At 64.6% G+C, this 23,276-nt stretch carries 22 protein-coding genes; 7 read left to right on the plus strand and 15 right to left on the minus strand.

What is annotated here, in order from left to right; translation table 11 throughout:
• Positions 1 to 5 precede the first annotated feature (5 nt).
• The 3 genes from BFD71_RS25455 to BFD71_RS41585 are packed head-to-tail and all read left to right on the plus strand — an operon-like array spanning position 6 to position 2,543.
• On the plus strand, positions 6 to 1,619 hold the full coding sequence (locus tag BFD71_RS25455; protein WP_069267094.1) for an HAL/PAL/TAL family ammonia-lyase: 1,614 nt from the start codon (positions 6 to 8) through the stop codon (positions 1,617 to 1,619).
• 13 nt (positions 1,620 to 1,632) lie between these two features.
• Positions 1,633 to 2,382 carry a histidine utilization repressor gene (hutC, locus tag BFD71_RS25460; protein WP_069267095.1) on the plus strand — a complete coding sequence of 250 codons (750 nt, stop codon included), beginning with the start codon at positions 1,633 to 1,635 and terminating at the stop codon, positions 2,380 to 2,382.
• A complete protein-coding gene (locus tag BFD71_RS41585; RefSeq protein WP_176732959.1) occupies positions 2,379 to 2,543 on the plus strand; it encodes a hypothetical protein in 165 nt (54 codons plus the stop codon). The genes hutC and BFD71_RS41585 overlap by 4 nt, the downstream gene beginning before the upstream one ends.
• A gap of 18 nt (positions 2,544 to 2,561) precedes the next feature.
• Here the strand turns inward: BFD71_RS41585 and BFD71_RS25465 are convergent, their stop codons facing one another.
• Complete coding sequence (locus BFD71_RS25465; RefSeq protein ID WP_069267096.1) at positions 2,562 to 3,689, minus strand: 4-hydroxyphenylpyruvate dioxygenase family protein; 1,128 nt, start codon at positions 3,687 to 3,689, stop codon at positions 2,562 to 2,564.
• Between the two features lie 327 nt (positions 3,690 to 4,016).
• Here BFD71_RS25465 and shiA point away from each other — a divergent pair, with 327 nt between their 5' ends.
• Positions 4,017 to 5,324 carry a shikimate transporter gene (gene shiA / locus BFD71_RS25470; protein WP_069267097.1) on the plus strand — a complete coding sequence of 436 codons (1,308 nt, stop codon included), beginning with the start codon at positions 4,017 to 4,019 and terminating at the stop codon, positions 5,322 to 5,324.
• 97 nt (positions 5,325 to 5,421) lie between these two features.
• Entirely contained in the window at positions 5,422 to 6,192 is a 771-nt protein-coding gene (locus tag BFD71_RS25475) for an IclR family transcriptional regulator domain-containing protein (RefSeq protein ID WP_069267098.1), read from the plus strand.
• A gap of 20 nt (positions 6,193 to 6,212) precedes the next feature.
• Here BFD71_RS25475 and BFD71_RS25480 read toward each other — a convergent pair whose 3' ends face one another.
• The 4 genes from BFD71_RS25480 to BFD71_RS25495 all read right to left on the minus strand — a co-directional run bounded on the left by BFD71_RS25480 (position 6,213) and on the right by BFD71_RS25495 (position 10,601).
• Positions 6,213 to 7,064, minus strand: a complete 852-nt coding sequence (locus BFD71_RS25480) for a mechanosensitive ion channel family protein (protein ID WP_069267099.1) — start codon at positions 7,062 to 7,064, stop codon at positions 6,213 to 6,215.
• A 187-nt stretch (positions 7,065 to 7,251) separates the two neighbouring features.
• Positions 7,252 to 8,442, minus strand: coding sequence for an arginine deiminase (locus BFD71_RS25485; RefSeq protein WP_370684312.1), 1,191 nt, complete (start codon positions 8,440 to 8,442; stop codon positions 7,252 to 7,254).
• A 183-nt stretch (positions 8,443 to 8,625) separates the two neighbouring features.
• Entirely contained in the window at positions 8,626 to 10,050 is a 1,425-nt protein-coding gene (locus BFD71_RS25490; RefSeq protein ID WP_069267100.1) for a basic amino acid/polyamine antiporter, read from the minus strand.
• Between the two features lie 89 nt (positions 10,051 to 10,139).
• A complete protein-coding gene (locus tag BFD71_RS25495; protein ID WP_254315497.1) occupies positions 10,140 to 10,601 on the minus strand; it encodes a hypothetical protein in 462 nt (153 codons plus the stop codon).
• A gap of 293 nt (positions 10,602 to 10,894) precedes the next feature.
• On the opposite strand from BFD71_RS25495, the gene BFD71_RS25500 reads away from it, so the two are divergent.
• Together BFD71_RS25500 and BFD71_RS25505 are read left to right on the plus strand one after the other, a co-directional pair.
• A complete protein-coding gene (locus BFD71_RS25500; protein WP_069267102.1) occupies positions 10,895 to 12,310 on the plus strand; it encodes a basic amino acid/polyamine antiporter in 1,416 nt (471 codons plus the stop codon).
• A gap of 98 nt (positions 12,311 to 12,408) precedes the next feature.
• Positions 12,409 to 13,365, plus strand: a complete 957-nt coding sequence (locus tag BFD71_RS25505; protein WP_069267103.1) for a cation diffusion facilitator family transporter — start codon at positions 12,409 to 12,411, stop codon at positions 13,363 to 13,365.
• Between the two features lie 98 nt (positions 13,366 to 13,463).
• Here the strand turns inward: BFD71_RS25505 and BFD71_RS25510 are convergent, their stop codons facing one another.
• The 10 genes from BFD71_RS25510 to BFD71_RS25555 form a co-directional block, all read right to left on the minus strand.
• The gene (locus BFD71_RS25510) at positions 13,464 to 14,246 is read right to left on the minus strand and encodes a ceramidase (protein WP_256094928.1); all 783 of its coding nucleotides are present in this window, start codon (positions 14,244 to 14,246) and stop codon (positions 13,464 to 13,466) included.
• Positions 14,247 to 14,459: 213 nt separating this feature from the next.
• Positions 14,460 to 16,031 carry an alpha/beta hydrolase gene (locus tag BFD71_RS25515; protein ID WP_069267105.1) on the minus strand — a complete coding sequence of 524 codons (1,572 nt, stop codon included), beginning with the start codon at positions 16,029 to 16,031 and terminating at the stop codon, positions 14,460 to 14,462.
• Between the two features lie 119 nt (positions 16,032 to 16,150).
• Complete coding sequence (locus BFD71_RS25520) at positions 16,151 to 17,617, minus strand: efflux transporter outer membrane subunit (protein ID WP_069267106.1); 1,467 nt, start codon at positions 17,615 to 17,617, stop codon at positions 16,151 to 16,153.
• 70 nt (positions 17,618 to 17,687) lie between these two features.
• Positions 17,688 to 19,328, minus strand: a complete 1,641-nt coding sequence (locus BFD71_RS25525; protein WP_069267107.1) for a proton-conducting transporter transmembrane domain-containing protein — start codon at positions 19,326 to 19,328, stop codon at positions 17,688 to 17,690.
• Entirely contained in the window at positions 19,325 to 20,839 is a 1,515-nt protein-coding gene (locus tag BFD71_RS25530) for a complex I subunit 5 family protein (protein WP_218108672.1), read from the minus strand. The genes BFD71_RS25525 and BFD71_RS25530 overlap by 4 nt, the downstream gene beginning before the upstream one ends.
• Complete coding sequence (locus BFD71_RS25535; RefSeq protein ID WP_069267108.1) at positions 20,836 to 21,186, minus strand: NADH-quinone oxidoreductase subunit K; 351 nt, start codon at positions 21,184 to 21,186, stop codon at positions 20,836 to 20,838. Before BFD71_RS25535 ends, BFD71_RS25530 begins: the two co-directional genes overlap by 4 nt.
• Positions 21,183 to 22,127 (minus strand): hydrogenase subunit MbhD domain-containing protein, encoded by a 945-nt coding sequence (locus tag BFD71_RS25540; RefSeq protein WP_069267109.1) that lies wholly within the window; start codon positions 22,125 to 22,127, stop codon positions 21,183 to 21,185. The genes BFD71_RS25535 and BFD71_RS25540 overlap by 4 nt, the downstream gene beginning before the upstream one ends.
• Positions 22,124 to 22,417 carry a monovalent cation/H(+) antiporter subunit G gene (gene mnhG / locus BFD71_RS25545; protein ID WP_069267110.1) on the minus strand — a complete coding sequence of 98 codons (294 nt, stop codon included), beginning with the start codon at positions 22,415 to 22,417 and terminating at the stop codon, positions 22,124 to 22,126. The genes BFD71_RS25540 and mnhG overlap by 4 nt, the downstream gene beginning before the upstream one ends.
• Positions 22,414 to 22,698 carry a monovalent cation/H+ antiporter complex subunit F gene (locus tag BFD71_RS25550; RefSeq protein WP_069267111.1) on the minus strand — a complete coding sequence of 95 codons (285 nt, stop codon included), beginning with the start codon at positions 22,696 to 22,698 and terminating at the stop codon, positions 22,414 to 22,416. The genes mnhG and BFD71_RS25550 overlap by 4 nt, the downstream gene beginning before the upstream one ends.
• Entirely contained in the window at positions 22,691 to 23,218 is a 528-nt protein-coding gene (locus BFD71_RS25555) for a Na+/H+ antiporter subunit E (protein ID WP_069267112.1), read from the minus strand. Before BFD71_RS25555 ends, BFD71_RS25550 begins: the two co-directional genes overlap by 8 nt.
• Positions 23,219 to 23,276 lie beyond the last annotated feature (58 nt).

Genomic DNA, 23,276 nt, shown 5'->3' on the forward strand with positions numbered 1-23,276 from the left:
CTCCCATGGCCATCACCCGTACCCAGAATCCGCTCGACTGGCGCGCGATCGCTAGCGTCGCCGCAGGCGAGCCGCTGATCCTCGGCGCCGATGCGCAGGCGAACATTCGCAGCGCCCGTGTGCTCGTCGAACAGATCGTCGCGCGCAGCATCCGTGCGTATGGCGTGAACACGGGCGTCGGCGCGCTGTGCGATGTGATCGTCTCGCAAGACGAACAGCACGACCTGTCGCACAACATCCTCATGAGCCACGCAGTGGGCGTGGGCGAGCCGCTAGGGGCAGACGAGACGCGCGCGATCATGGCTGCGGCCATCAACAACTTCGCGCATGGACACTCGGGTGTGCGCCTCGAAGTCGTCGAGCGTCTCGCCACGCTGCTGGAGGCGAATTGCCTGCCGGAGGTGCCCGCGTTCGGTTCCGTCGGCTATCTGAGCCATATGGCGCACATCGCGCTCGTTTGCGTGGGCGCGGGACACGTGCGCTGGAACGGCGAGCGCGTGAGCGGCGCTCAGGCCCTGCAGCGGCTCGGCTTGCAGCCCCTGTCGCTCCAAGCGAAGGAGGGATTGAGCCTCGTGAACGGCACGCCGTGCGTGACCGGGCTCGCTGCGCTCGCGCTTCACCGCGCGGAGCGCTTGCTCGACTGGGCGGACGTCGTCGCCGCAATGAGCTTCGAGAATCTGGGCGGGCAGATCGCGGCGTTCGACACCCGTTCACTTGCATTTCGTGTGTCGCCGGGCCTCGCCCACGTGGGCGAGCGTCTGCGCGCGGCGCTCGCCGGTAGCGCGCTGCTCGAAATTTCTCTCGGGCGGCGCACCCAGGACCCGCTCAGCGTCCGCACGATACCGCACGTGCACGGCGCCGCGCGAGACACGTTCGCGGCAACGGCCGAAGTCGTGAACCGCGAGCTTGCCTCGGTGACGGACAATCCGATCGTTGCCGGCACGCCGGAGTCGCCCCGGGTGTACTCCCAGGCGCATGCGGTCGGCGCCTCGATCGCGCTCGCCATGGACAGCCTCGCAACCGCGATTGCGCAGGTCGCGGCGATGGCAGAACGCCGCCTCGACCGTCTGGTCAACCCGCTCGTGAGCGGTCTGCCAGCCTTCCTCGCGCACGCATGCGGCACGCGTTCGGGCTTCATGATTGCGCAGTACACGGCCGCGTCGCTCGTCGCGCAGAACCGCCGTGAAGCCGCTCCCGCGAGTCTCGACGGCGGCGTGACATCGGGGCTGCAGGAAGATCATTTGTGCCATGCGACGCCGGCCGCGCTGAAGGCGCTCGCGGTCATCGAGAACAGCAACCGCATCCTCGGCATCGAACTGCTCGCCGCGGCACAAGCCTACGATCTGCAGCCGCTCGACGCGGCGCGCGCGCCCTATACGGACGCGATCTACGCCAGCGTGCGCGCCACGCTGCCGACCTATCGCGACGACCGCCCGCTTTCCGACGACATGACTTTCGCGTTTCGCCTCGTTGCCGACAGCGCCCCGCCGCCGCTTGCCGGCACGGCACGAGACGACGCCATGACCGTCTCGCGGGAACCGGCGCTGGACTTACCGCCAATCGCGCGCAGTACGGCGGCCCCGGCGAGCCGCGCGGTGCCCGGCTCGGTCGGCGTCTGAAGCGAGGTCATATATGAACGCGCCATCTTCGCTGATCGACAACTCGACGCAGTCCGCGACAGCGCATAAGGCCGCTCCAGCGTATGAGCAGATCAAGCGCTACGTGGTCGATCGAATCACGGACGGGACCTGGAAGCCCGGTGAGGCAATTCCGTCGGAGACAGAGCTCGTCAAGGAATTCGGCGTCGCGCGAATGACCGTATCGCGCGCGCTGCGCGAACTGTCGGCCGAGCATGTGCTCAGACGCGTTCAGGGCGCGGGAACGTTCGTCGCCTCGCGCGACGTCGAATCGACCGTCCTCGAGGTTCGCAACATCGCCGACGAAATCGCCGCGCGCGGTCACCGGCACAGCGCGCGGGTGCTGACGCTGGGCGCGAGCTCGAACGATCAGGCGATGGCCGCGCTCGAGCTCGGCTGCGGTTCCGTGTTCCATTCGCGTATCGTCCACTACGAGGAAGACGAAGCGATTCTGTACGAGGACCGCTACGTGAACCCCCATGTGTTTCCGGGTTATCTCGAACAGGACTTCACACGGGAAACACCGAACCACTACATGATGCGGCTCGCGCCGGTTCAACGGGCGGAGTTCCGGATCTACGCGCAAAAACCGGATGCGGATATACGACGCCATCTTGCGATGAATATTGGCGAGCCCTGCCTGCTGATGTGGCGGCGTACGTGGGTCGGCAGCGCCGTGGCGACCGCTGTCGAGCTTTGGCATCCCTCGTCGCGTTTTCATCTGGTCGGCAAAGTCTCGACATGACACGGGGTGCCACGGACCTGATGACCCAGGCGTGCACCGAGTTCAGCAAGGAAATTCGCCATCGCTGCCGCACGATGGTCTCGCCGCGCGCCGCCGCGCTCGCTACCGCGCGCACGCGCAGGACAACGGGCGCAGCCGCGAAGTCACGCGTGGAACGCTGACGTCGTGCACGGTGGGACTTAGCCGGGCGCCTGGCCCAGCTTCGCACCCGCCTCGCGCGCCCGCGCGAGCACGTCGAGATTGCCCTCGCCGAAACCGTGGTGGCCGCTGCGCTGCACGACTTCGAAAAAGATTTCGCCGGGATGGCGTTTGGCAAAGGTCTGGAAAAAGAGCCGCGGCACGCCGTCTTCGCCAATCTCGCCATCGATCAGCACATGGCGCTTGCGCAGCGCTTCCAGTTCCACGCCGTGGCCTGGCAAACGCGCATCCACGGTGTCGTAGTAAGCGGGCGGCGGTTCGACGAACTCCACGCCATTGGCCTTGAGCGCATCGACGCTCGCGAGGATGTCGTTGCTCGCCAGCGCGATGTGCTGCACGCCTTCGCCGGGATGCTCGGGCAGATAGTCGTGCAATAGCTGCGTGCGCCGCGTGCCTTCCTCATAAACAGGAATGCGCAGTTCGCCATCGGGCGACACCATCACGCGGGACTCCTCGGACACGTGCCAGTTCGCGTTGATTTCGTGGATCTCGCGGAAATGCAGCAGGTCGCGATAGAAGTCGAGCCATTCGGCAATGCGCCCCGCCCCCACCGTTTGCGTGAGATGGTCGACGCGCGTGAGGCCGGTGCCGCCGTGATCGAGATCGGTATGCGCCGTGGCGACGTCGATGGGCCGGAAGTCGATGTCGAAGATCGAAATGTCGCCCACGCCGCCGCGCTGGCCGCCGCGGCCGCGCCAGCGGTCGATGAAATAGAGGTGCGAGTCGCCGATACCCTGGATCGCGGGAATGTGCAGTTCCGCGGGACCGAGACGCTCGCCTTCGAACGCCCACGCGCCGAGCGAGATGGCGTGCTCGAAGGCGCGCCTGGCATTGTCGACGCGCACGCCGATCGCGCAGATGCCCATGCCGTACTCCTGCGCGTAACGCGCGGCGAACGAGTCGGGCTCGGCGTTCAGCAGGAAATTCATCTCGCCCTGGCGGTAGAGCGTGACCGCCTTGCTCACGTGGCGTGCGATCGCCTTGAAGCCGAACTGCTCGAAACGGCGGCCGAGATCGGCGGGTTCGGGCGCGGCGAACTCGACGAACTCGAGTCCCGCCATGCCGAGCGGATTGTCCGCCTGCGGCGGAGGATTAGAGGGGCTGGACATGCAGTGGGCTCCTGACGCAAGCGCTGAAACGGACACCTCGCCGCCCCGTCGCGACTTCGAGGCCGCGAATCTGGCATATGAGGCAGGCCGATTTTAACCATTTCGTTCATTTTGACGAAGACCGCCGTGCGCGGTCGGTCCACGCGCCATCTCGGTGCAAACCCGCAAAGCGTTCGATAATCGCACGCACTTGGGCGATAATCGCGCAAAACGGCGCCACCACGCATTGCCGGACCGCGAGGGCCGCCCTATGCTGCGTCTCACGTTTAGCGCGCATCCTGAATACTGCAGCAGCATGGCACATGCGCAACAGTCTGGAGACAACTGATGACCCCAAGCCTCGACACCACCGGCGACGCCGCCCCTTTCGCCCCGTCGCGCAGCCAGGCCCGCAAGGCGGCGCTCGGCAGCTTCGTCGGCGCGGTCGTCGACTGGTACGACTTCCTGCTCTACGGCATCGTCGCCGCGCTGGTGTTCAACGTGGCGTTCTTCCCGCAGGTCGGCAGGACCATGGGCACGCTCGCCGCGTTCGCGACCTTCGGTGTGGGCTTTCTCTTCCGGCCGCTCGGCGGCGTCGTGTTCGGCCACTTCGGCGACCGGCTCGGCCGCAAACGCATGCTCGTTCTGACCGTCATGATGATGGGCCTTTCCACCGTGGCCATCGGTCTGTTGCCGACCTTTGCGACCATCGGCTGGTGGGCGCCCGTGCTGCTCGTCACGATGCGCGCGCTGCAAGGCTTCGCCGTGGGCGGCGAATGGGGCGGCGCGGCGCTGATGGCCGTGGAAAGCGCGCCGCGCGGCAAGAAGGCGTTCTATAGCAGCGGCGTGCAGGTGGGCTACGGCGTGGGCCTCGTGCTCGCCACCGGCCTCGTGGCGCTCCTGAGCCACCTGCTCGGCGACGCGGCGTTCCGTTCGTGGGGCTGGCGTCTGCCGTTCCTCTTCAGCGTGGTGCTGGTGCTCGTCGGCCTGTGGGTGCGCTCGAGCATGGACGAGTCGCGCGAGTTCGTCGAGAAAGTCGAGCACGGTCATCGCAAGCTCAAGATGCCGGTGCTCGAAGCGCTCACGCGTCACCCGAAGGCCTTCCTGTACATCATCGCGCTGCGCCTTGCCGAACTCTTCACGATGTATATCGTGACCGCCTTCGCGCTGAGCTATTCGACCACCAACCTCGGCATGTCGCGCGATCTCTTTCTCGGCATCGGCCTGTTCGTCGGCGCGCTCTCCTGCGTGACGATCCCCTGCTTCGCGTGGCTCGCCGATCGCCTCGGGCTGCGCCGCATCTATCTGATCGGCGCGTTCATCGGTCTCCTGAGCGCCGTGCCGTTCTTCCTCGCGCTCGAAGCGCGGGCCACGATCTGGATCGTGATCTTCTCCGTGATGCTCGCGAACATCGCCCACGACATGGTCGTGAGCGTGCAGCAACCGCTCTTCACCGAGCTGTTCGGCGCGGAGTACCGCTACAGCGGCGCGGGCGTGGGCTACCAGTTCGCGAGCGTGGTGGGCGGCGGCTTCACCCCGTTCATCGCCGTGGCGCTGGTGGGCTTCGGCGGCGGTTCGTGGCACCTCGTCGCCGCGTACCTCGCGATTGGCTGCCTGATCTCGCTGATCGTGGCGGCGCGCATGAAGCCGGAGTGAGCAAGAGCCGATCGTTCGCACGCAAGCCGCAGGCGTTTCGCGCTTGCGGCTTTTTCCATTGTTTTGACCACCGTGCAGCACAGGGTCTTGCGCGCCGATGAAAAAACCGCCACTGGACCGGCGCGACTGGATCGCCGGGCTCGAAAAAGGCCTCGCGATTCTCGAAGCCTTCGACAGCGAGCACGCGCGCATGACGCCCACCCAGGCGGCCGAGCGCACCGGCCTCTCGCGCACCGCCGCGCGCCGCTATCTGCTCACGCTCGAATCGCTGGGCTATGTGTACACGGACGGCCGGCTGTACGGCCTTACGCCGCGCGTGCTGCGGGTAGGCTGGTCTTACTTCGATTCGGCGCGTCTGCCGCGCACCGTGCAGCCCTATCTGCAGCAGCTAAGCGCGACGCTCAACGAGTCGGCCTATGTGAGCGTGCTCGACGGCTGGGACCTCGTCGTGATCGCGCGCAATGGCGTGTCGCGCGTCATGACGACTGGCTTCGTACTCGGCGCGCGCGTGCCCGCGCCGCTCATCTCGCCGGGCGTGGTGCTGCTCGCGCACGAGGCCGATCAAAGCGCAGTTTCAGCGTGGCTCGATACGGTCGAACTGTCGCCCTTCACGCCGCATACGATCACGAGCGGCGCGCGCCTGCGCGAGAAAATCGGGCGCGCACGCGTGGACGGCTATGCGCTCATCGAGCAGCAGTTGCAGGTGGGCGTGCGCGGCATTGCCGTGCCGCTCAGGAATCGCAACGGCGAAGTCGTCGCCGCGCTCAGCACCAACATGCCGATGGGCGAGGAAAGTCCCGAGGCCGCCCTTCAGCGCGTTCTGCCGCATCTGCAGGAAAGCGCGCTCGCCATGCTCAACGTGCTTTAACGCTACGTTTGAGCAACGGCTCACGAGCGCGTGAGCGCAGCATGATCGCCCGCCATGCGCGCGTTGCCCGCCACGGCGAGTCCCGCAGTGGCGAGCGTTTCGCGCGCATGTCCGCGGATGTCGTCGACGGCGTATTGCGCGTCGGCGTTGCGCACCCAGGCGCGCACCAGCAAGCGCGCGCCGCCGCTGGACGGGTAGCTGTCCACGGCGACCGTCGGCGCGAGCGTCGTACCGTTCTGCACGCGCGGTTCGGCGGAAACCATCTCCTTGAGCTTGCCGATGGCGGCGTCCACCTGGTCGCGCCGCGCGAGATCGACCGTGACGTCGATACGCTGCGTGCCGCCGCTGCTGTAGTTGATGACGGGATTGCTCCAGATCTGGCTGTTCGGCACGAAGACGACGTTGCCATCGCCGCGCTCGATACGCGTGGTGAACAGCCCCACTTCGCACACGATGCCCGCCGCCGCGCCGCTGCCTTCGATCACGTCGCCCGCGCGAAACGGGCGCAGCATCAGCAGCATGATGCCGGCAGCGATGTTTTGCAGCGTGCCTTGCAATGCGAGGCCGATGGCGAGACCGGCGGCGCCCAGCGCGGCGAGCACGCTAGCCGTGGCGATGCCCACCTCGCTGAGCGCGGCAACGAGCGCAATGACGCGCACGGTCCATGCCGCCATACCTGCGAGCATCGGTGCGAGCGTGGGATCGGCGTGCGAGTGCGCGAGCATGCTCGCGAATATGTGCGCCACGCGATTGGAAACCCACCACCCAACCACCAGCATCAGCACGGCGACGATCACATTCATCACGTCGTGTGTCATCGTGGCGAGCAGCGAGGGTTGCAGATGGAAAAGGCGGTTGAGGAAATCGTCCATGATCGGGGATCAGATGGTTGCGATGGGGGCGAGGTGCGCGCATGGCGCACCCCACAGGACTGCGCAGCAGTCCGCATGCCCGTAAGCTTTGAAAGTCTCGACTTCCACGCCGCATCGATCCGGCACCATTGCGGCGCGGAGATGCCGCCGCTGCTTGCGCCCGCAACGATCTCCTCGCCCTGCGACGCTAGAAGTCCACTGCGTCGCGAATGATCGGGCACGTCATGCAATGGCCGCCGCCGCGCCCGCGCCCCAGTTCCGCGCCCACGATCGTCACGACCTCGATGCCGGCCTTGCGCAGCAGCGTGTTCGTATAGGTGTTGCGGTCGTAAGCGAAGACCACGCCGGGCGAGGTGCAAACGAGGTTCGCGCCGCTGTCCCATTGTGTGCGTTCACGCTGGTAGTCGTTGCCGCCCGCTTCCACCACACGCATTTTCTTGATGCGGAGCGCCGCGCTCACCACCTCGACAAAGGACTTCTTCTCCTGGCGCAGCTCCACACCCGCCGGTTGATCGCTGGGCCGGTACGTGAAGGTGCGCGTGCGTGCGAGGAAATCCGGCGCGATCAGCACGCAGTCGCGATCGGCAAAGGTGAAGACCGTATCGAGGTGCATGGCCGCGCGAATTTTCGGCATCGCCGCCACGATCACCTGCTCGGCGGCGCCCTTCTTGAAGAGCGTGGCGGCGAGCTGGCTGATCGCCTGGCGCGAGGTGCGCTCGCTCATGCCGATCAGCACGGTCTTGTTGCCGATGGGCATGACATCGCCGCCTTCGAGCGTCGCCATGCCGTGGTCCTGTGTGGGGTCGCCCCACCACACGTTGACCTTGCCCGCGAAATCCGGATGAAACTGGTAAATCGCCGCGGCTAGAATCGTTTCCTCGTGCCGCGCAGGCCAGTACAGCGGATTGAGCGTCACGCCGCCGTAAATCCAGCAAGTGGTGTCGCGCGTGTAGATCGTGTTCGGCAGCGGCGGCAGCAGATATTCGGTGGACCCGGCCGCTTCGCGCACGACCTTGAGCGCCGCGCCGCCATGCGATTCGGGGAAATCGTGGATCGAAAGGCCGCCGAGCAAGGTCTCGGCCAGCTTGCGATCCTCGAGCTCTTCCAGATAGCTGCGCAGTTCGTCGATGAACCCCAGCCCGACCTGGTTCGGCACGATCTGGTTGTCGAGAATCCACTTCTTGCCTTCTGGCACGGCAACGGTTTCGGCGAGCAGGTTGTGCATTTCCACGACCTCGACGCCGCGGTCGCGCATCTTCGTGACGAAGTCGAAATGGTCGCGCTTCGCGTTGTCGACCCACAGCACGTCGTCGAACAGCAGCTCGTCGCAATTGCTCGGCGTGAGACGCGAGTGCGCCATGCCGGGCGCACACACCATCACCTTGCGCAGTTGCCCGACCTCCGAGTACACGCCAAGCGCGCTCCCTTCCTTCGCCTTGCCCTTGCCGCCCTTCGCGGCTTTCTCCGCCTTTTCTACCTTTTCTACCTTTTCTACCTTTTCGCCCCTTTCACTCTTGCCACCGCCCTTCGCCTTGGACATATCGATCTCCGCTCGTTCTCGTTAGACCGCCATGGTGCCCGTGGCCAGCGCAACGACGCCTACGATGGCCGCTACGGCCGCCACGATGAAAATGACCCAGTCGCTCGTACGCTGGAAAACCTTCAGCTTGCGCTCGCGCCGCGCGAGGAAATACAGCACCGTGCCAGGCGCGTAAAGAATCGCCGATAGCAGGATGAACTTGAGACCGCCGGCCACGATCATGAACAACGTGTAGATCACGGCGACCGTGGCCAGCGCGAGATCGCGCCTGCGCTCCTCGGGCCGAACCTCGTAGCTCTCGCCGCGGTTCGAGACCATGAACCCGTAGGCCGCGACGAACAGATACGGAATCAGCGACATCGAACTCGTGAGGTTGAGCATCAGCGAGAACGCATCGCGCGAGAAATACGTGCTCGCGACCAGCAGCTGCACGACGATATTGGTGATCCAGAGCGCATTGGCCGGCACGTTGTTGGCGTTTTCGCGCGCGAACACGGCCGGCATGTCCTGATTGCGCGCCGCCGCGAACATCACCTCCGCGCAGATCAGCGACCACGCCAGATACGCGCCGAGCACGGAAACGATCAGGCCGATGCTCACGAAAATCCCGCCCCACGGACCGACCACGCTTTCGAGCACGGCCGCCATGGAGGGCTGGCGCATGCCCGCCACGTCCGCGCGCGGCAGCACGGCGAAAGGCAGCATGGAAACGAGCACCATGAGCGTGGTCACGCCGGCGAAGCCGAAGATCGTTGCACGACCCACGTCCGTGCGCTCCTTCGCATAGCGCGAATACACGCTCGCCCCTTCGATGCCGATGAACACGAACACGGTCACGAACATCGTCGCGCGAATCTGCTGGATGAGGCCGCCCTCTTGCGCGGCGGACTGGATATTCAGGTGGAAGGTCCCGTACTTGAAGACGAACAGGAGGATGACGATGAACACCACGATCGGAATGACCTTGGCGAACGTCACGACAGTGTTGATGAACGCGGCCTGCTTCACGCCGCGCAGAATGAGGAAGTGAAACAGCCAGATGCCGATCGACGCGACGACGATGGCCGTGACCGTGTTGCCGTCGCCAAAAATCGGGAAGAACGCGCCCAGCGTGGACTTGATCAGCACCCAGTACGAAACGTTGCCGATGCAACTGCCGATCCAGTAACCGAACGCCGAGAGGAAGCCGGGGTAATCGCCAAAGCCCTCTTTCGCATAGACGAACACACCGGCGTCGAGATTCGGCTTGCGCTCCGCGAGCGCCTGAAACACGCGCGCGAGCGTGTACATGCCCACGCCCGCCACGAGCCACGCAATCGCCGCGCCGACCGGCCCCGTTGCATTGGCGAAGGTCCGCGGCAGAGAAAAAATCCCGGCGCCCACCATGCCCCCGACTACCATCGCGGTCAACTGCACGCGACTCATCTTCTGCTCGGTATCGGCCATCGGTTTCCTCGCTTTTTGTTTGGAACTGCGCTTTATCGGGCGGCCGGCGCACCGCTGCGCCGCCGTTCAGGCTTCGGGCGCCTGCAGGGTCACCGCGTCACGCGCACCGAGTTGTTGCCCATCAGCACACGCACACGATCACCGGGGACGAATTGCTGATCCGAATCCTGGACCACCGATATCAGTTGTCCCGAATCCAGACGCACGACGATTTCAAGGCCTTGCCGCTGCGTGACGCGCTGCTCCACGGCATTGCCCGCCGCGCCACCCAGCACGGCGCCGCCGATGCCCGCTGCAACAGCGCCGGTGCCGCGCCCGATGTTGCTGCCTGCCGCGATGCCGCCAAGCGCGCCGCCGGTGATCGCGCCGATGCCCGTTGGGCCCGGCTGGATCGTGACGGGCCGAACCGATTCGACCGCACCGAGTTCGACCACGAACACCTGCTGCGCCTGGGCTGGCGTGAAGACAGAGCCAGAAGTCGGCGCCTCACAGCCGGAAAGCGCGAGCGAAGCAACTGCGGAGCCAAGAAGTGTTGCTGCGAGATATCGCATGAGATTCCCCCTAATGCGGCGCATTGCGGATTCGCTAATTCATTCGACCTGTTTGCTAACGATTACACATAGGGTCATTAGCGAACATTCAACCAATACGTTCCCGGTAATTCTCCTTTTGCTTTCCATCCTCCGGACACCTGACGAACATTATGGAATACGATTCGCACATGATGTATTCAACGTGACATTCGTTCGAGAATAGTTCATCGATTCAATGTGGCGCGCATTTTTTATCCGCGATTTCCCGCGCTTGCATTACGACCGGTCAAAGATCAGAAAAAGGCTCGAACATGAAATCGACGGATGACCAGAAATTGTCGCTGCCGGTCCTGACGGCCATGGTCGTGGGCTCCATGGTCGGCGCCGGCATCTATTCGCTGCCGCGCAACTTCGCGCTCGAAGCGGGCCCAATGGCCGCCGTCATCTCATGGTGCATTGCGGGAGGCGGCATGTATATGCTGGCCCGCGTCTTCCAGCTTCTCGCCGAAATCCGGCCCGACCTCGACTCCGGCATCTTTGCTTATGCACGTGACGGCTTCGGCGGCTACGCCGGCTTTCTCTCTGCGTTCGGCTACTGGATGGCCGGTTGCTTCGGTAATGTCTCTTATTGGGTGCTGATCAAATCCACGCTCGGCGCATTCGTGCCGGCATTTGGAAACGGCAATACACCGATTGCCATTGCCGTTTCGTCCGTCGGCATATGGGCATTTCACTGGATGCTGCTGCGCGGCATTCAGCAGGCCACGCTCATCAATGCGATTCTTACTGTCGTCAAGATTCTGCCCATTTTCGTTTTTATCGGCATTTTGAGCGTCTATGCGAGTGCGGAGCCGTTCACGGACAATCTCGCGGAAAGCGCTCGAGGGCTTGCCCCGCAGGTCAAAGGGACCATGCTCGTGACGGTATTCGTGTTTCTCGGCATCGAAGGCGCAAGCGTCTATTCGCGCTACGCGAAGAAGCGCTCGGACGTGGGCGCGGCAACGGTACTCGGCTTCGCCTTCGTGCTGTTGCTGCTCGTGCTCGTGACGCTGCTGCCCTATGCGCATCTCCCGCGCGTGGATATCGCCGTCATGCGGCAACCTTCGATGGCGTCGGTGCTTGGCGCCGTAATCGGCTCGCCGGGCGTGGTGTTCATCGGCGGTGCGCTCATCGTCTCCGTTCTCGGCGCCTACCTCGCGTGGTCGCTGATCTGCGCGGAAGTGCTGTATGCGAGCGCGAAAGCGGACGCCATGCCAGCCATCTTCGCGCGCCGCAACGCCCGGCAGCTTCCCACCGCCGCGATCTGGCTCACGAGCGGCGTGGTACAGGCCTTCGTCATCAGCACCTACTGGTCCACCGACGCCTTCTCGCTCATGCTGCGCCTCACGAGCGCGATGGCACTCATCCCCTACTTCTTCGTGGCGACCTTCGGGCTCAAGGCCATCCGCGCACTGCCGCAAGCGGCCATGAGCGCGCGAACGCGCACACTGCGCTATGCCACAGCGGGCATCGCCACGATTTATACACTGTTCCTGCTTTACGCTTGCGGGCTGGAACTGCTCGTCATGTCCGCACTGCTCTATGGACCCGGCAGCCTGCTGTACATGTGGGCGCGTCGCGAGCGTGGCGAGGCGCTATTTTCGCGGCCCGAGTGGTGCGCGTTTCTCGTGGTGATGGGCGGCGGACTCGCCGCGATCGTCGGGCTGAGCACCCCGGCGTGGCGTTAGCCGCGCGCCACGGCGCCTGCCCGCATCCATCGGCCTCGTGACTGCGTTTCGCCTCACCGCTGCCATCCAAACGTTCCAAAGTTCGACAGCGAGGAACCATGCCTATCAGCTACGCGCTCCGCAAGGCGCGGCTCGCAGCGGTCGAGCAGCGCACGATGAAGGTTTCCATTTACGTCGTGTGCCTCGGTTTCGCGGCCAACGTCGGCTATGGCTTCTTCGTGCAATCCGATACGCTGCTGCTCACCGCCATTTTCTATCTGCTCAATCTCGCGAGTTCCGCGCTTGGATTGCTCGTGGCCACCGTGGTGAGCCGGCCCGCGACGACTCGCTTCGAATACGGGTATTGGTTCCTCGAGCCGCTCGTGAACGGCATAAACGGGCTCATGATGCTGCTCGTTTGCGTATATGGCTTCGTGAACGGGATTGAGGGGATACGTTCGGGCGGCCACGTGGTGAATGCGCAAGGCGTCATGCTGATCAGCGCCGCGAGTTGCGTGATCAGCTTTGCCATGGTGGTCTATAAAAAGCGCGCGGCCGCGCAGATCAATTCCAAGCTGCTCAAAACCGACGGCTGGAAATGGATCATGAAATTCTCGTTCAGCGCAGCCACACTGCTCGGCTTTTTCGTGTATTCGATATTGCCCGAAAGCTTTCACTATCTATGGGCGCGCTATGTCGACAGTGCAATGACCGCGGGGCTCTCACTGATTTTTTTCTTTGCGCCAGTGAAGATCGTGAGCACGAGCTTTGCTGAATTGCTGCACATGAGCCCCGAAGAGAACAATCCGCGTTCGGAGATCGAAATGGCGCTTTCGAAGCTCGAACGCGAACTTGGCATTCTGCGCCATCACACACACGTCATCCAGGCGGGCCGACGCAATTTTGTCGAAGTCAGCGTGCTCGTCGGCGCAACGTCCACGCTAGGCGATCTCGCCTCGCAGGACGAATTGCGCGAACGCATCTGGGAAACGCTCAGCGCGAATCCGCTGGAAAGCCGGCTCATTGTGCAGATTACCGCGGACCCGCGCTGGGAAGACGGACGCCAGCCTGGATAACGCGCGCCTCACCTGAGCGCGCTCGAAGAAGGCGAGTATTCCAGCGGCGTGTCCGGCTCCATCCTGGCGGCCATCGGAAACTTTGTCATCCGAACACGTCAGCGCGGCGACTGGGAATGGTCGATCGCTCCCGGCTGCGGTGGAACCGGGCCGACTGCAAAGCGCGGTGCCGCGTTCGCCACCAGAATCAGGGCGGCACCGGCCAGGCCGCTCGATACGTGCTTCAGCGCATGCCCTGCGATCACATGGCGAGTGAGCTCCCACACCTGCCAGTCAAGGCTCTCAAAGACCTTGGCCAGCCCGTAGAAAACGATCACCATCGTCCAGCCGAATACGCTGTCCACCTTGCGCGTAAGCGTCAAGCCGACGATGAACATGAGCCCGCCGAACTGCAGGATCGCGTACGGCCACAGGCTGTTGAGTGCGAGCCAGTACTCGATCGTGCCTAGCGATACGGCAACCAGGATTAGCAACGGCACCCAGCCTACGCGCTGCCCGGTCTTCGACGTCCAGACCATCGCCAGTATGCCGGCGAAGACGATTGTCATCGGCAGGCGATCCCAGACGAGCGTCGCGTCGGAAGGTGCCCAGTGATAGTAGGCCGACCCGATTGCGGTCAGCACGAGCCCGAATCCGGCGACTACCATGCCGGGGAATTTTGGCGGCTGCCGCGACGCATTGCGCTTCGCCCAACTGAGGCAGGCGATCCCTGCCGCCAGGATGACGAGATTCGACAGCACGTCCGCGGCATGCGGTATCAAACCCAGCGCGCGTTGGTCGGCGAAGTGGTGATACGACGCCGCCTGCGCCAGCGGCCATACCAGCTGCAACACCGTACCCACCACGAAGAGCATGATGCTGCCGAGCAGCAATCGGGTCATGTTCACGGTGCTCGTCTCCGGGTATGACGCAACACTCAACAGGTGCCGGTGCTCCACGAGTACGTCTGACCAGCCGGTGGCCACGGCGGCCCCATGCGAGCTTGCGCACCCCGCCCGTATCATCGGACAAACCGGGCTCAGTAACAAGGTCGGCCGACCCGGTGTCTGGATGCTGTCGATTCTTCCAGTCGAGTTGCTGTTGCAGGCGTCGGCTTACGGCTCGACGTAATCATCTCCGGCCTGCTCCAGTTCCCTCAACGCTTCTGCGGGATCCTCCGGCTTCCCGGCAGCGGTCTCATGAGTGCGCCTCGGTGAATCGACAACTGGCGGAGGCATCTTGCCGATGCCCTCGTCGACGCGTTGCAGGAGATACGGGAAGAACGGATTCGATGCAATCCGGAACATCGAGTCGAGCGTCAGAATCAACGTGCCGCGTTCTCCGCGCGGCGCGAGCGTACCAAGGTTGACATTGAAGTTCTCGTCGTCGCCCGGCTCGATGCCGTAGAGTGCGTCCGTCACGGGAAATGGAATCGCGACATGCGATAAGGAAAAAATATCCGGAGGATAGTCAATTTCCAAAGGGCGAACGTGAGTTGCCACACTGCCGGCATCGACACTGCGTTCGACCGTATGAGCCGAATCCTGGGAGGCGTTGGCAATGACCGTGGTGCGATAGTTCTGCGGCCCGATGCGCAGCAGCCGTGTGAGCGCCGAATAGGACGCGACGCGCAGGAAGGTTCTGAAACTCACGCTGCGGTTCACATCGAACAACACGATTTCGCTGCCGTTTGCGGGAAGCTTGTCATACAACGACGACATGACAGCAGGGGTGCTGACCGTGAAATCGGTCACCGACTGGAACGTCAGCACGGGAGGGAGCGAATTCAACCGATTCTCACGCTCGAGCCTCGCCATCTGCTCCTGGATCGCGCGGGTAAGCAACCAGGACTGACGCGCTGCGTTCACCGGGAACGAGTTGAATTTGAAGGGGTTGAATTCCGGCACGATGCCAAGCCAGGCGGCCCGCGCGAACGCGGGCAACATCGCGGGTAGTCCCACGAGGCCCGCAAACCGCGCGTAACGCGTGACTCCGATCATCGGCGAAATGAGCACGAGCCGGGTGGGACGCGTGAGCGCGGGGTTCTCGATGGCGTCCATTGCATATTGCAGGGCAAGCGCGCCGCCGTTCGAGAAGCCTATCAGTTCCAGCGGCTTGTCCGGGCCCACGCGCCGGCGCGCTTCGCGAACCGCGAGTCGCGTTGCTGCGGCCCATTCTTGCCATGTGACATTGGTCAGTCCCGCAGGCACGGTACCGTGTCCAGGCAAACGGATGGCGATCGCGACAAAGCCCCGGTCACGATAGTTGCGCGCGATGTGCCGCAAACTGTAGGGCGAGTCCGTCATGCCGTGCAGCAGCACGACCGCTCCCACCGGCGGTCCGGGAGGTTCCAGTATGTACGAGCGGTTCCAGTCCTGAGTGAAGTGCTCTGGATAGATCGGTGAGCCTTCGTAGTATCGGTTCGACGGGACACGCTCGGATGCGTCGATCTTTTCGACGACGTTGACGCGCACATCCTCGAAAAGCCGCGACTCCTCCCGCATGTACGCACTCCAGTCGCCGGCGTCTATTGCTTCGACGGTCATCTCCCGCGGCACGTAGGTGTGCCAGACCGATAGTTGCGGGCCGCGCAGCGAAGACCATGCCCGCAAACCCAATGCGAGTAACGCGAGCACGACCAGGATCGACACGCATATTTTTATTACCTTCAGCGACGTGCGTAGCATGGGTTTTCTCTTGGAAGCAACTTCAAAACACAGAGTGACCTTGACCTTCTTCTGCTGCGTATCAATTCGACCGGATGCTTCGTGATGCGCAGCCTGGCCCTATGTCTTTAAAGCCTGTGTCACCTGCCCTGTGAGGCATTGCCCTTTCGGTCGGCGCTCAGGGACACGGGCGTACGCGAATCGGCGATATCCACCCAGCCGCCACCCATGGCCTGATACACGCTGATCACCTGGTTATAGCGCGAGGCCTGCAAGTTGGCGAGCGCAAGCTCGGCGGAGAACAGGTCGTTTTCGGATATCAGCACTTCGAGATAGCCGATCAACCCGTCTTCGAACTTGAGCCGCGAGAACCTCGCATATTCGCGCAAGGCATCGACGCGCTGCTGTTGAAGCGCGGTCTGCTCGATGGTCATTTGTGAGCTGACGAGCGCATTATTGGTGTCGTTGAACGCGCCCAGCACCGTCTGCCTGTAGACCAGTTCGGCCTGGCGCTTTTGTGCCTCGGCTGACTGCACCTGGCCACCAATCGCACCCGACGTGAAGATCGGCCCGGTGAGTCCTGCTGCGACCGACCAGAGCGAGGCGGGCCCGGAAAGGAAGTCGCCGAACGCGGTACTGACCGAACCCAGCGCCCCCGTCAGCGAGAGGGTGGGATAGTAAAGCGCACGCGTGGCGCCGACATTCGCATTGGCCGCGACCAGATTCTGTTCGGCCTGCAAAATATCGGGCCGCCGCTCGAGCAATGTCGAAGGCAGATCCGCCGGAATGACAGGAAGCACCAGCTCGCTCACCGACTTGCCTCGCGCAATGGGCCCGGGATTACGTCCCAGCAGAATAGAAATGCCGTTTTCCACGATGGCGATCTGCTGTTTGATGGCCGGTATCGCGGATTGAGCCAGCTTGTACTGCGAGCGCACCTGGGACAGCTCCGTCTGGGAAACCAGGCCGTCGCGATAGCGCAACTCGAATATGCGTAATGTTTCGCCGAAGTTACTCGCCGTGGCCCGTGCGACTTCGAGTTGCCGGTCGAGCCCGCGCAGCGTGATGTAGCTGGTCGCCACGCCTGTCACCAGCGAAAGCACGACGCCCCGCTGGGCCTGTTCGCTGGCATAGACCTGCGCCTGCGCGGCTTCGGTCAGGCGTCTTACCCGGCCGAACAGGTCGATTTGCCAGGAAGCGGACAGCATGCCCTGATAAAGATTGAATACGGGATCGAGCAAGGGGGACAGCGGTGGCATCCCGACCTCGCTGGTCCGGTTGCGGCTCACGTTGGCGCCATAGCCGATCTGCGGGAGACCCTGCGAGCGCGCAGCGCGCAACAAGCCGATGAACTGGTCGATACGCGCCGCTGCGATACGCACGTCCAGATTGCCCTGCAGTGCGGTTTGAATCAGGTCGTTCAACACCGGATCGTCGAATTGCTCCCACCACGCCGTGTCCACGACTTCTTCAGCCGCGGGCAAATCGACCCGCCACGTTGCGGGCACCGCCACCTCGGGGCGACTGTAATCGGGCCCCACGCTAATGCAGCCGGCCAGGCAACTGGTAGCGGCGGCAAATATCGCAGCACGCGTCAGCGTTCTCATGACGTACTCCAGGTTCTGCTGCGACCGCGTCCCGTATGCGCAGGCGGTGCGGTCGGTTGCGCCACACACATCATGCCGCCACCGCGAGCAGGCCGCCGAGCAGCAGCGCCGCGAGCAACAGCGTCAGACAGGACACGGCCCATCCGCGTACGAACGCATCCGTACACACAGCAATTCGTGCGGCCCCCGTGCTGCCGCGTTGCAGTCCGCGCAGGAAGCCAGAGATATCTCCCACAGGCACGGACGGCACCGTCTTACCCCATCGGTTCCAGCCAATCGCGAGCGCCGCGCCAACGAGTACCGGCCAGAGTGCCGACCACAGCGCCGCGGGCGCCAGGGCCTCGGGTAGCGAGCCTGCCGGGATACGCAGATACACCACCCACGGAACGGCGAGCGAGACCACGACCATTGCCAGCCATGCCCCCCTGAACGGCCCCGGCGCGCGCGCGTTGGAATCGGTCGCGGCCACTGCACCCAGACAGCGCACGAAATGAAGCATCAGCAACGTGGTCGCGGCTGAAGACGCCGCAGCCAACGACCCGGCCAGATCGCCGCCCAGCAGGTCCTTGGCCGCGTACTTGGCCAGTGCGCCGCCCGTCAACGGCAATCCGCCCAGTCCAAGCGCGATGACCGCCGTGGGCAGCAGCACTCGTCGCAACGATCCGGCACCCGTCAACGCGACCACGCCCACGGCCAGAAACAAGGTGCCTTTGACGAGCAGATGGTGCGCGGCATAGTAAGCGGCTGCCACGACGGTAGCGGGGTCGCCTGCGGCGAGCCCCATGCCGATCACGGCCATCAGGAAGCCCATCTGGCTGACGCTCGAGTACGCAAGCACGACTTTCGGCTGGGCCTGAGTGATACCGATCGCCACGCCGTAGAACGCGCCGACCATGCCCAGCGCCGCGAAAGGGATGCCAAAGTGCGGCCATGCGTCGTTGAAAGTAAATGGCAGAAAACGAACCAATGCGATCACGCTGGCCTTGACCACCGCGCCGCTGAGCACCGCCGCCGCCGGAACAGGCGCCGCGCGATAGGCGTGCGGCATCCAGACATGCAGCGGCACCATCCCGGCCTTCATGCCGAGGCCAACCAGGAGCAATAGCAGCGTGGCGTTGCGCCAGGGCGAGCCCGGCAAGGCTGCAGCCGCATCGCGAATCAGCAGGCTGCCGCCAGGCGTGGCCTGTGCGAGCAGGACCAATCCTCCCAGCACGAAAGCCTCGGCCAGTAATGCAACGCCAAGATAAAGCGCGCCCGCGTATCGGGCTTCGGGCCCGTCGCCCTGGAGCACCAGCCCGCTGGCGCCGACACTCAACACCGCCAGCATCAGATAGAAGCCAATCAGGTCGGCCGTCAGGAACACGCCCACGCTGCCGGTCAAGGCCATGAGCCAGCAGACGACGAACCCATCGATATCTTCGCGACCGCGTACATATCGTGCGGCATAGATTCCGGCGAAGAGCCACAACAGCGCCGCCGTGCCGAGCAACACCGCGCCTGGCGTATCGAGCGCGAAACTGAGGGCGAACCGGCTGTGGCCGAGCATCAGGGTTTCGCTCTGACTGGCGCCGACGGCCGCGGCCAGCGCGGGCAGCGCAGCGACCGCGAACCATGACGGCAGGCGCCTGCGAACCGGCGCCGACGCACAGACCAGCAGCATCAGCAATGGCAACCCGACGGCTGCGACGAGCAGAGCCTGGGAGACGTTCATGGCAGCCCCGCTGGCGGCATCACCGTGCGGCCAATCTGGGCCACGTCGACCGGCAGCAGCACGGCGAGGCCAAGCAGGAACGAACACGTTGCGAGGCCAAGCACGGCGAGCTGCTGGTAACGAGGCACCTGCTTTTGCGGCGACCAGCCGGGCGCAGCGGGCTCCATCGCGCGCACCACCACCATGAAAACGTAGACGCTCGTGAGCAGGCCGCCGACCAGCATCACCCCCGCCCACCACCATTGCCCCGTCGCGAGTGCCGCCGACATCAGCAGCCACTTGGCCAGAAAGCCCCCGGAAGGCGGCAAGCCGATCAACGTGGCGCCGGCCAGCGCGAAAGCAGTCAGCGTCATGGGCAGGGCGCGCCCCGCGCCGCGCAGGTCGGCCAGACGGTCATGCCCCAGCGTGCTATAGATCAGACCGGCCGCGAGGAACATGGCCGCTTTTGCGCTCGCGTGCGATACGGCCTGCAACAGGCCACCCGTGACGGCCCGAGCACTTTCGTGCTGCACGGCAAGCGGGAACAGCAGGAACAGATAGCCGATCTGGGCGACCGTCGAGTAAGCGATCAAGAGCTTCAGCCGCACCTGGCGCAGCGCCACCACATTGCCGAAGAGGATCGCGAGCGCCCCGAGGCCTGCAAGCAGTTGCGAGCAGGACCCGCTTGCGATGCCGGCGAAGACGTCGACCCACAACCGCACCAGCACGAACCACGATCCCTTGATGACCAATGCCGACAGCAGCGCGCTCGCGGCGGCCGGTGCGCCCGCGTGCGCAGGCGGCAACCACAGATGCAGCGGGAACAGCGCGGTTTTGGCGAGCATGCCGGCCGTCATCAACCCCAACGCGGCCCAGGCTAGCGGCTGCGCCCCGATCCTCGCGGCAAGCAGCGCAATGTCCAGCGTGCCATAGGCGCCATAGAGCAGAAAAACCCCCAGCAAATAAAGCATCGAGCCGATCAGCGCGTACAACAGATAACGCAACGCAGCCTGCAATGTTTCGGCGCGGCCATCGAGGGACACGAGAGGAACGCCCGCAAAAGTCAGCAGTTCGAGCGCGACGTAGAGCGTGAAAATGTCTGCGCTCACAAACACCAGATTGAGCGCTCCCCATACCGCCAGCAGCAGCAGCCAGAACGCCAGCGGCGCGCGTGCCTCGTTCGTGCCGGACGGTGTGCCGAAGTCGCCATTGGCGTAAATCGCCACCGCCCCCACCACCACGGCAACCACCAGCATCATGCACACCGAGAGGCCGTCGGCGCGGAGCATGACGCCCAGCGGCGGCGCCCAGCCGCCCAGCAGATAGCGCAATGCGTCGCCCGAGACCAGCAGCCTCGCCGCAATCTCCAGCACGAGGCCGAAACCGAAGGCGATCGTCACCCAGGCCACGCGTTGCGCGTGGCGTCCGCCGAGCGCCAACCCTGCCAGCATCCCGGCAAAAGGCAGCAACACGACGAGCGTCAGCAGCACGCCGCCCGGCGTCGATTGCCCCGTGAGCGCCAGCGTCGTCACCTCGCCTCCGTATTGGCGCGCGTCCCGCCCGACGCCGCATCACCGTCCGCCGACAGAGAATTCGAGCCCGTTTCCGCGAACCTGCGCAGCATGAGTCCGACTGCGAGCGCGGAAGCGGCGAACGACACGACAATCGCCGTGATCAATAGTGCCTGCGGCACCGGGTCGCCGGACATGCCGGCGCCAGCTCCCCGATGCGCGATCACGGCACAGGCCAGAAAGACGCCATTGCCCGTGAGGTTGAAGGCCAGCACCTTGCGCAAGGGCTGCGGGTTGACGATCAGGCCATAGAGGCCGAGACCCACGAGGGCAGCGGCGGTCAAGCCGAACAACTGCGAGACGTTCATGGGCTCACCTCCGGCCGCTGCGGTGGACCGACGAGCAGGAGGACCAGGGTCACGGCAAGCGAAGGCAGCAGCGCGGCTTCAATGATGATGATCCACAGCTTCGCCCAGCCATCGGGGTACGCGAGAAACGCTCCCGCCACGACGGCGCCGAGCAGGCCAAGCGCGATGAACACCGCCGGCCCGACGATAAGGACGGCGCGCAGCCAGCGCCGGCTGACCGGCGGCGCATCGCGCAAACCGGACATCATGACGAGCAGCCACATGGCCGCAATCACTGTGGCGCCCTGGAACTTGCCACCCGGATGATCGGCGCCGACCCAGAAAATGTAGATGCCGATCACGACGCCGATCGGCGGCAATACACGCGCGAGATACACCAGAATGTCGTTGGGACTCACCCCCTGCGCCAGTCCCGGCCTGCCGCCCCAGCAACGGTCCGGCGCCAGCGACCAGACGCCGACCACGCCGAACAGCAACACGATGGCTTCCAGCAGCGTGTCGATCGCGCGGAATGACAGCAGGACGGCCGTGATCGGGTTGCCGACGCCAGTGGCCTGAATGTGTCGCGCCACCTCGGGCGCCAGGCTCGGCGCGGGGTCCGGCAAGCTCAACAGGCTCACGGCAATCACGACGGCGACCGCCGTGGCGGCCACGCCTGCCGCGACACGCATCGCGAGGCCCGGCGTTTCTGCCTGGGCCGCCGCTTCAGTGACCTCGAGCCGCGACGCCGCGCGGATCAGCAGCGCGCCGGTCAGGCCCGCACCGATGGCCGCTTCGGTCAACGCGACGTCGACAGCACGAAGCACTAACCAGGCCAGCGTGAGCAGCAGGCCGTAAGGAATGAATCCGGCGACCGCGGCGAACGTATCGCGCACGACGACCGTCCAGAGCGCAAGCGCCAGCAACAGGATGCCGATACCGACGGAGATCGCGGCGATCATGCACGCTCCTCCTGCCGGCGCGCGGCGCGCGCGATGAGCTGCGACACATCGGACGACGTCAGCATCACCAGCAGCCAGACCACGATCAGCTTGAGGGCGATCACGATGTGACCCGTCTGTGGCAACAGCCCCAGCACCACCATGCCCAGGCCTAGATTGTCGGCCTTGGTCAACGCGTGCAGCCGCGTGTACGTGTCCGGGAACCGCAACAGCCCGACTGTGCCGGCCACGAAAAAGACAATGCCGGCCAGCATGGCAATGATCGTGAAAATATCGGCTGCGGCTTTCATTTCCGGTCCTCTTTCGCGATATCGCCTTCTGCCTGACGATCGGCCTTGACGAAGGCGACCGACGCGAACGCCGCAAGCACGGCGAGCGTCAACGCCACATCCACGACAGCCTCGACGCCGCTTGCCGTGCCGACCAGCAGCAACGCCGCGATCCCTCCCGTGCCGAACAGTTGCGCGGCCATCATGCGGTCGGCGCGCGTGGGCCCGCGCAGCACCGACAGCAGGCCCACGGCCACCATCAGCAGCACCAGCGCGCAAACGGCGATGAGCACGTCAGCCATGACGTTCACCGCTGACCAGCGCGCCCGCGAGGCGCCGTTCTTCGTCCGCCAGTTGTTCGTCGACCCGCTTCGAGGTGTCGAGGCAGTGGTAAACGAGCCCGTCCGCGGTCTCATCTACCGGCAGCGACCCCGGCAAGAGACTCGTGATGATGGCGAATCCATTGCGCGCCGTTCCCGGCGGAAAACCGACACGATAGACCACGATACCGGGCCGCAAAGGCAGGCGCGGGTCCAACGCGCGGCGCGCCACGTCGATGCCCGCGAGCAGGGACTGCAAGAGGAAATGCGGAACGAAGACGAGTAAGGCGCCGAGCCGTACCCTTCCCGCGACGGGAGGCAGGAGCCGCAGGCTCATCTGCGTCGCGACGAGCGTCGCGATCAGGCCGCAGACGAGATCGGCCGGCTTCACGCTCGGCATCAGGATGATCCATAGCGCGAGAAAGCAAACCGCGCGTGTCAGCGCGACGCGCCAGTGCGAACGCCAGTCGAGCAGGAAAGCACGAAGCGTTGGTGAGCTCATGGAAGATACGCCTCCTCTATCGAAAAACCAGCGAGCGCGAAAACGGCGGGCGTCAGCC

Source organism: Paraburkholderia nodosa, assembly GCF_001718195.1.
Classification (GTDB): Bacteria; Pseudomonadota; Gammaproteobacteria; order Burkholderiales; family Burkholderiaceae; genus Paraburkholderia; species Paraburkholderia nodosa_A.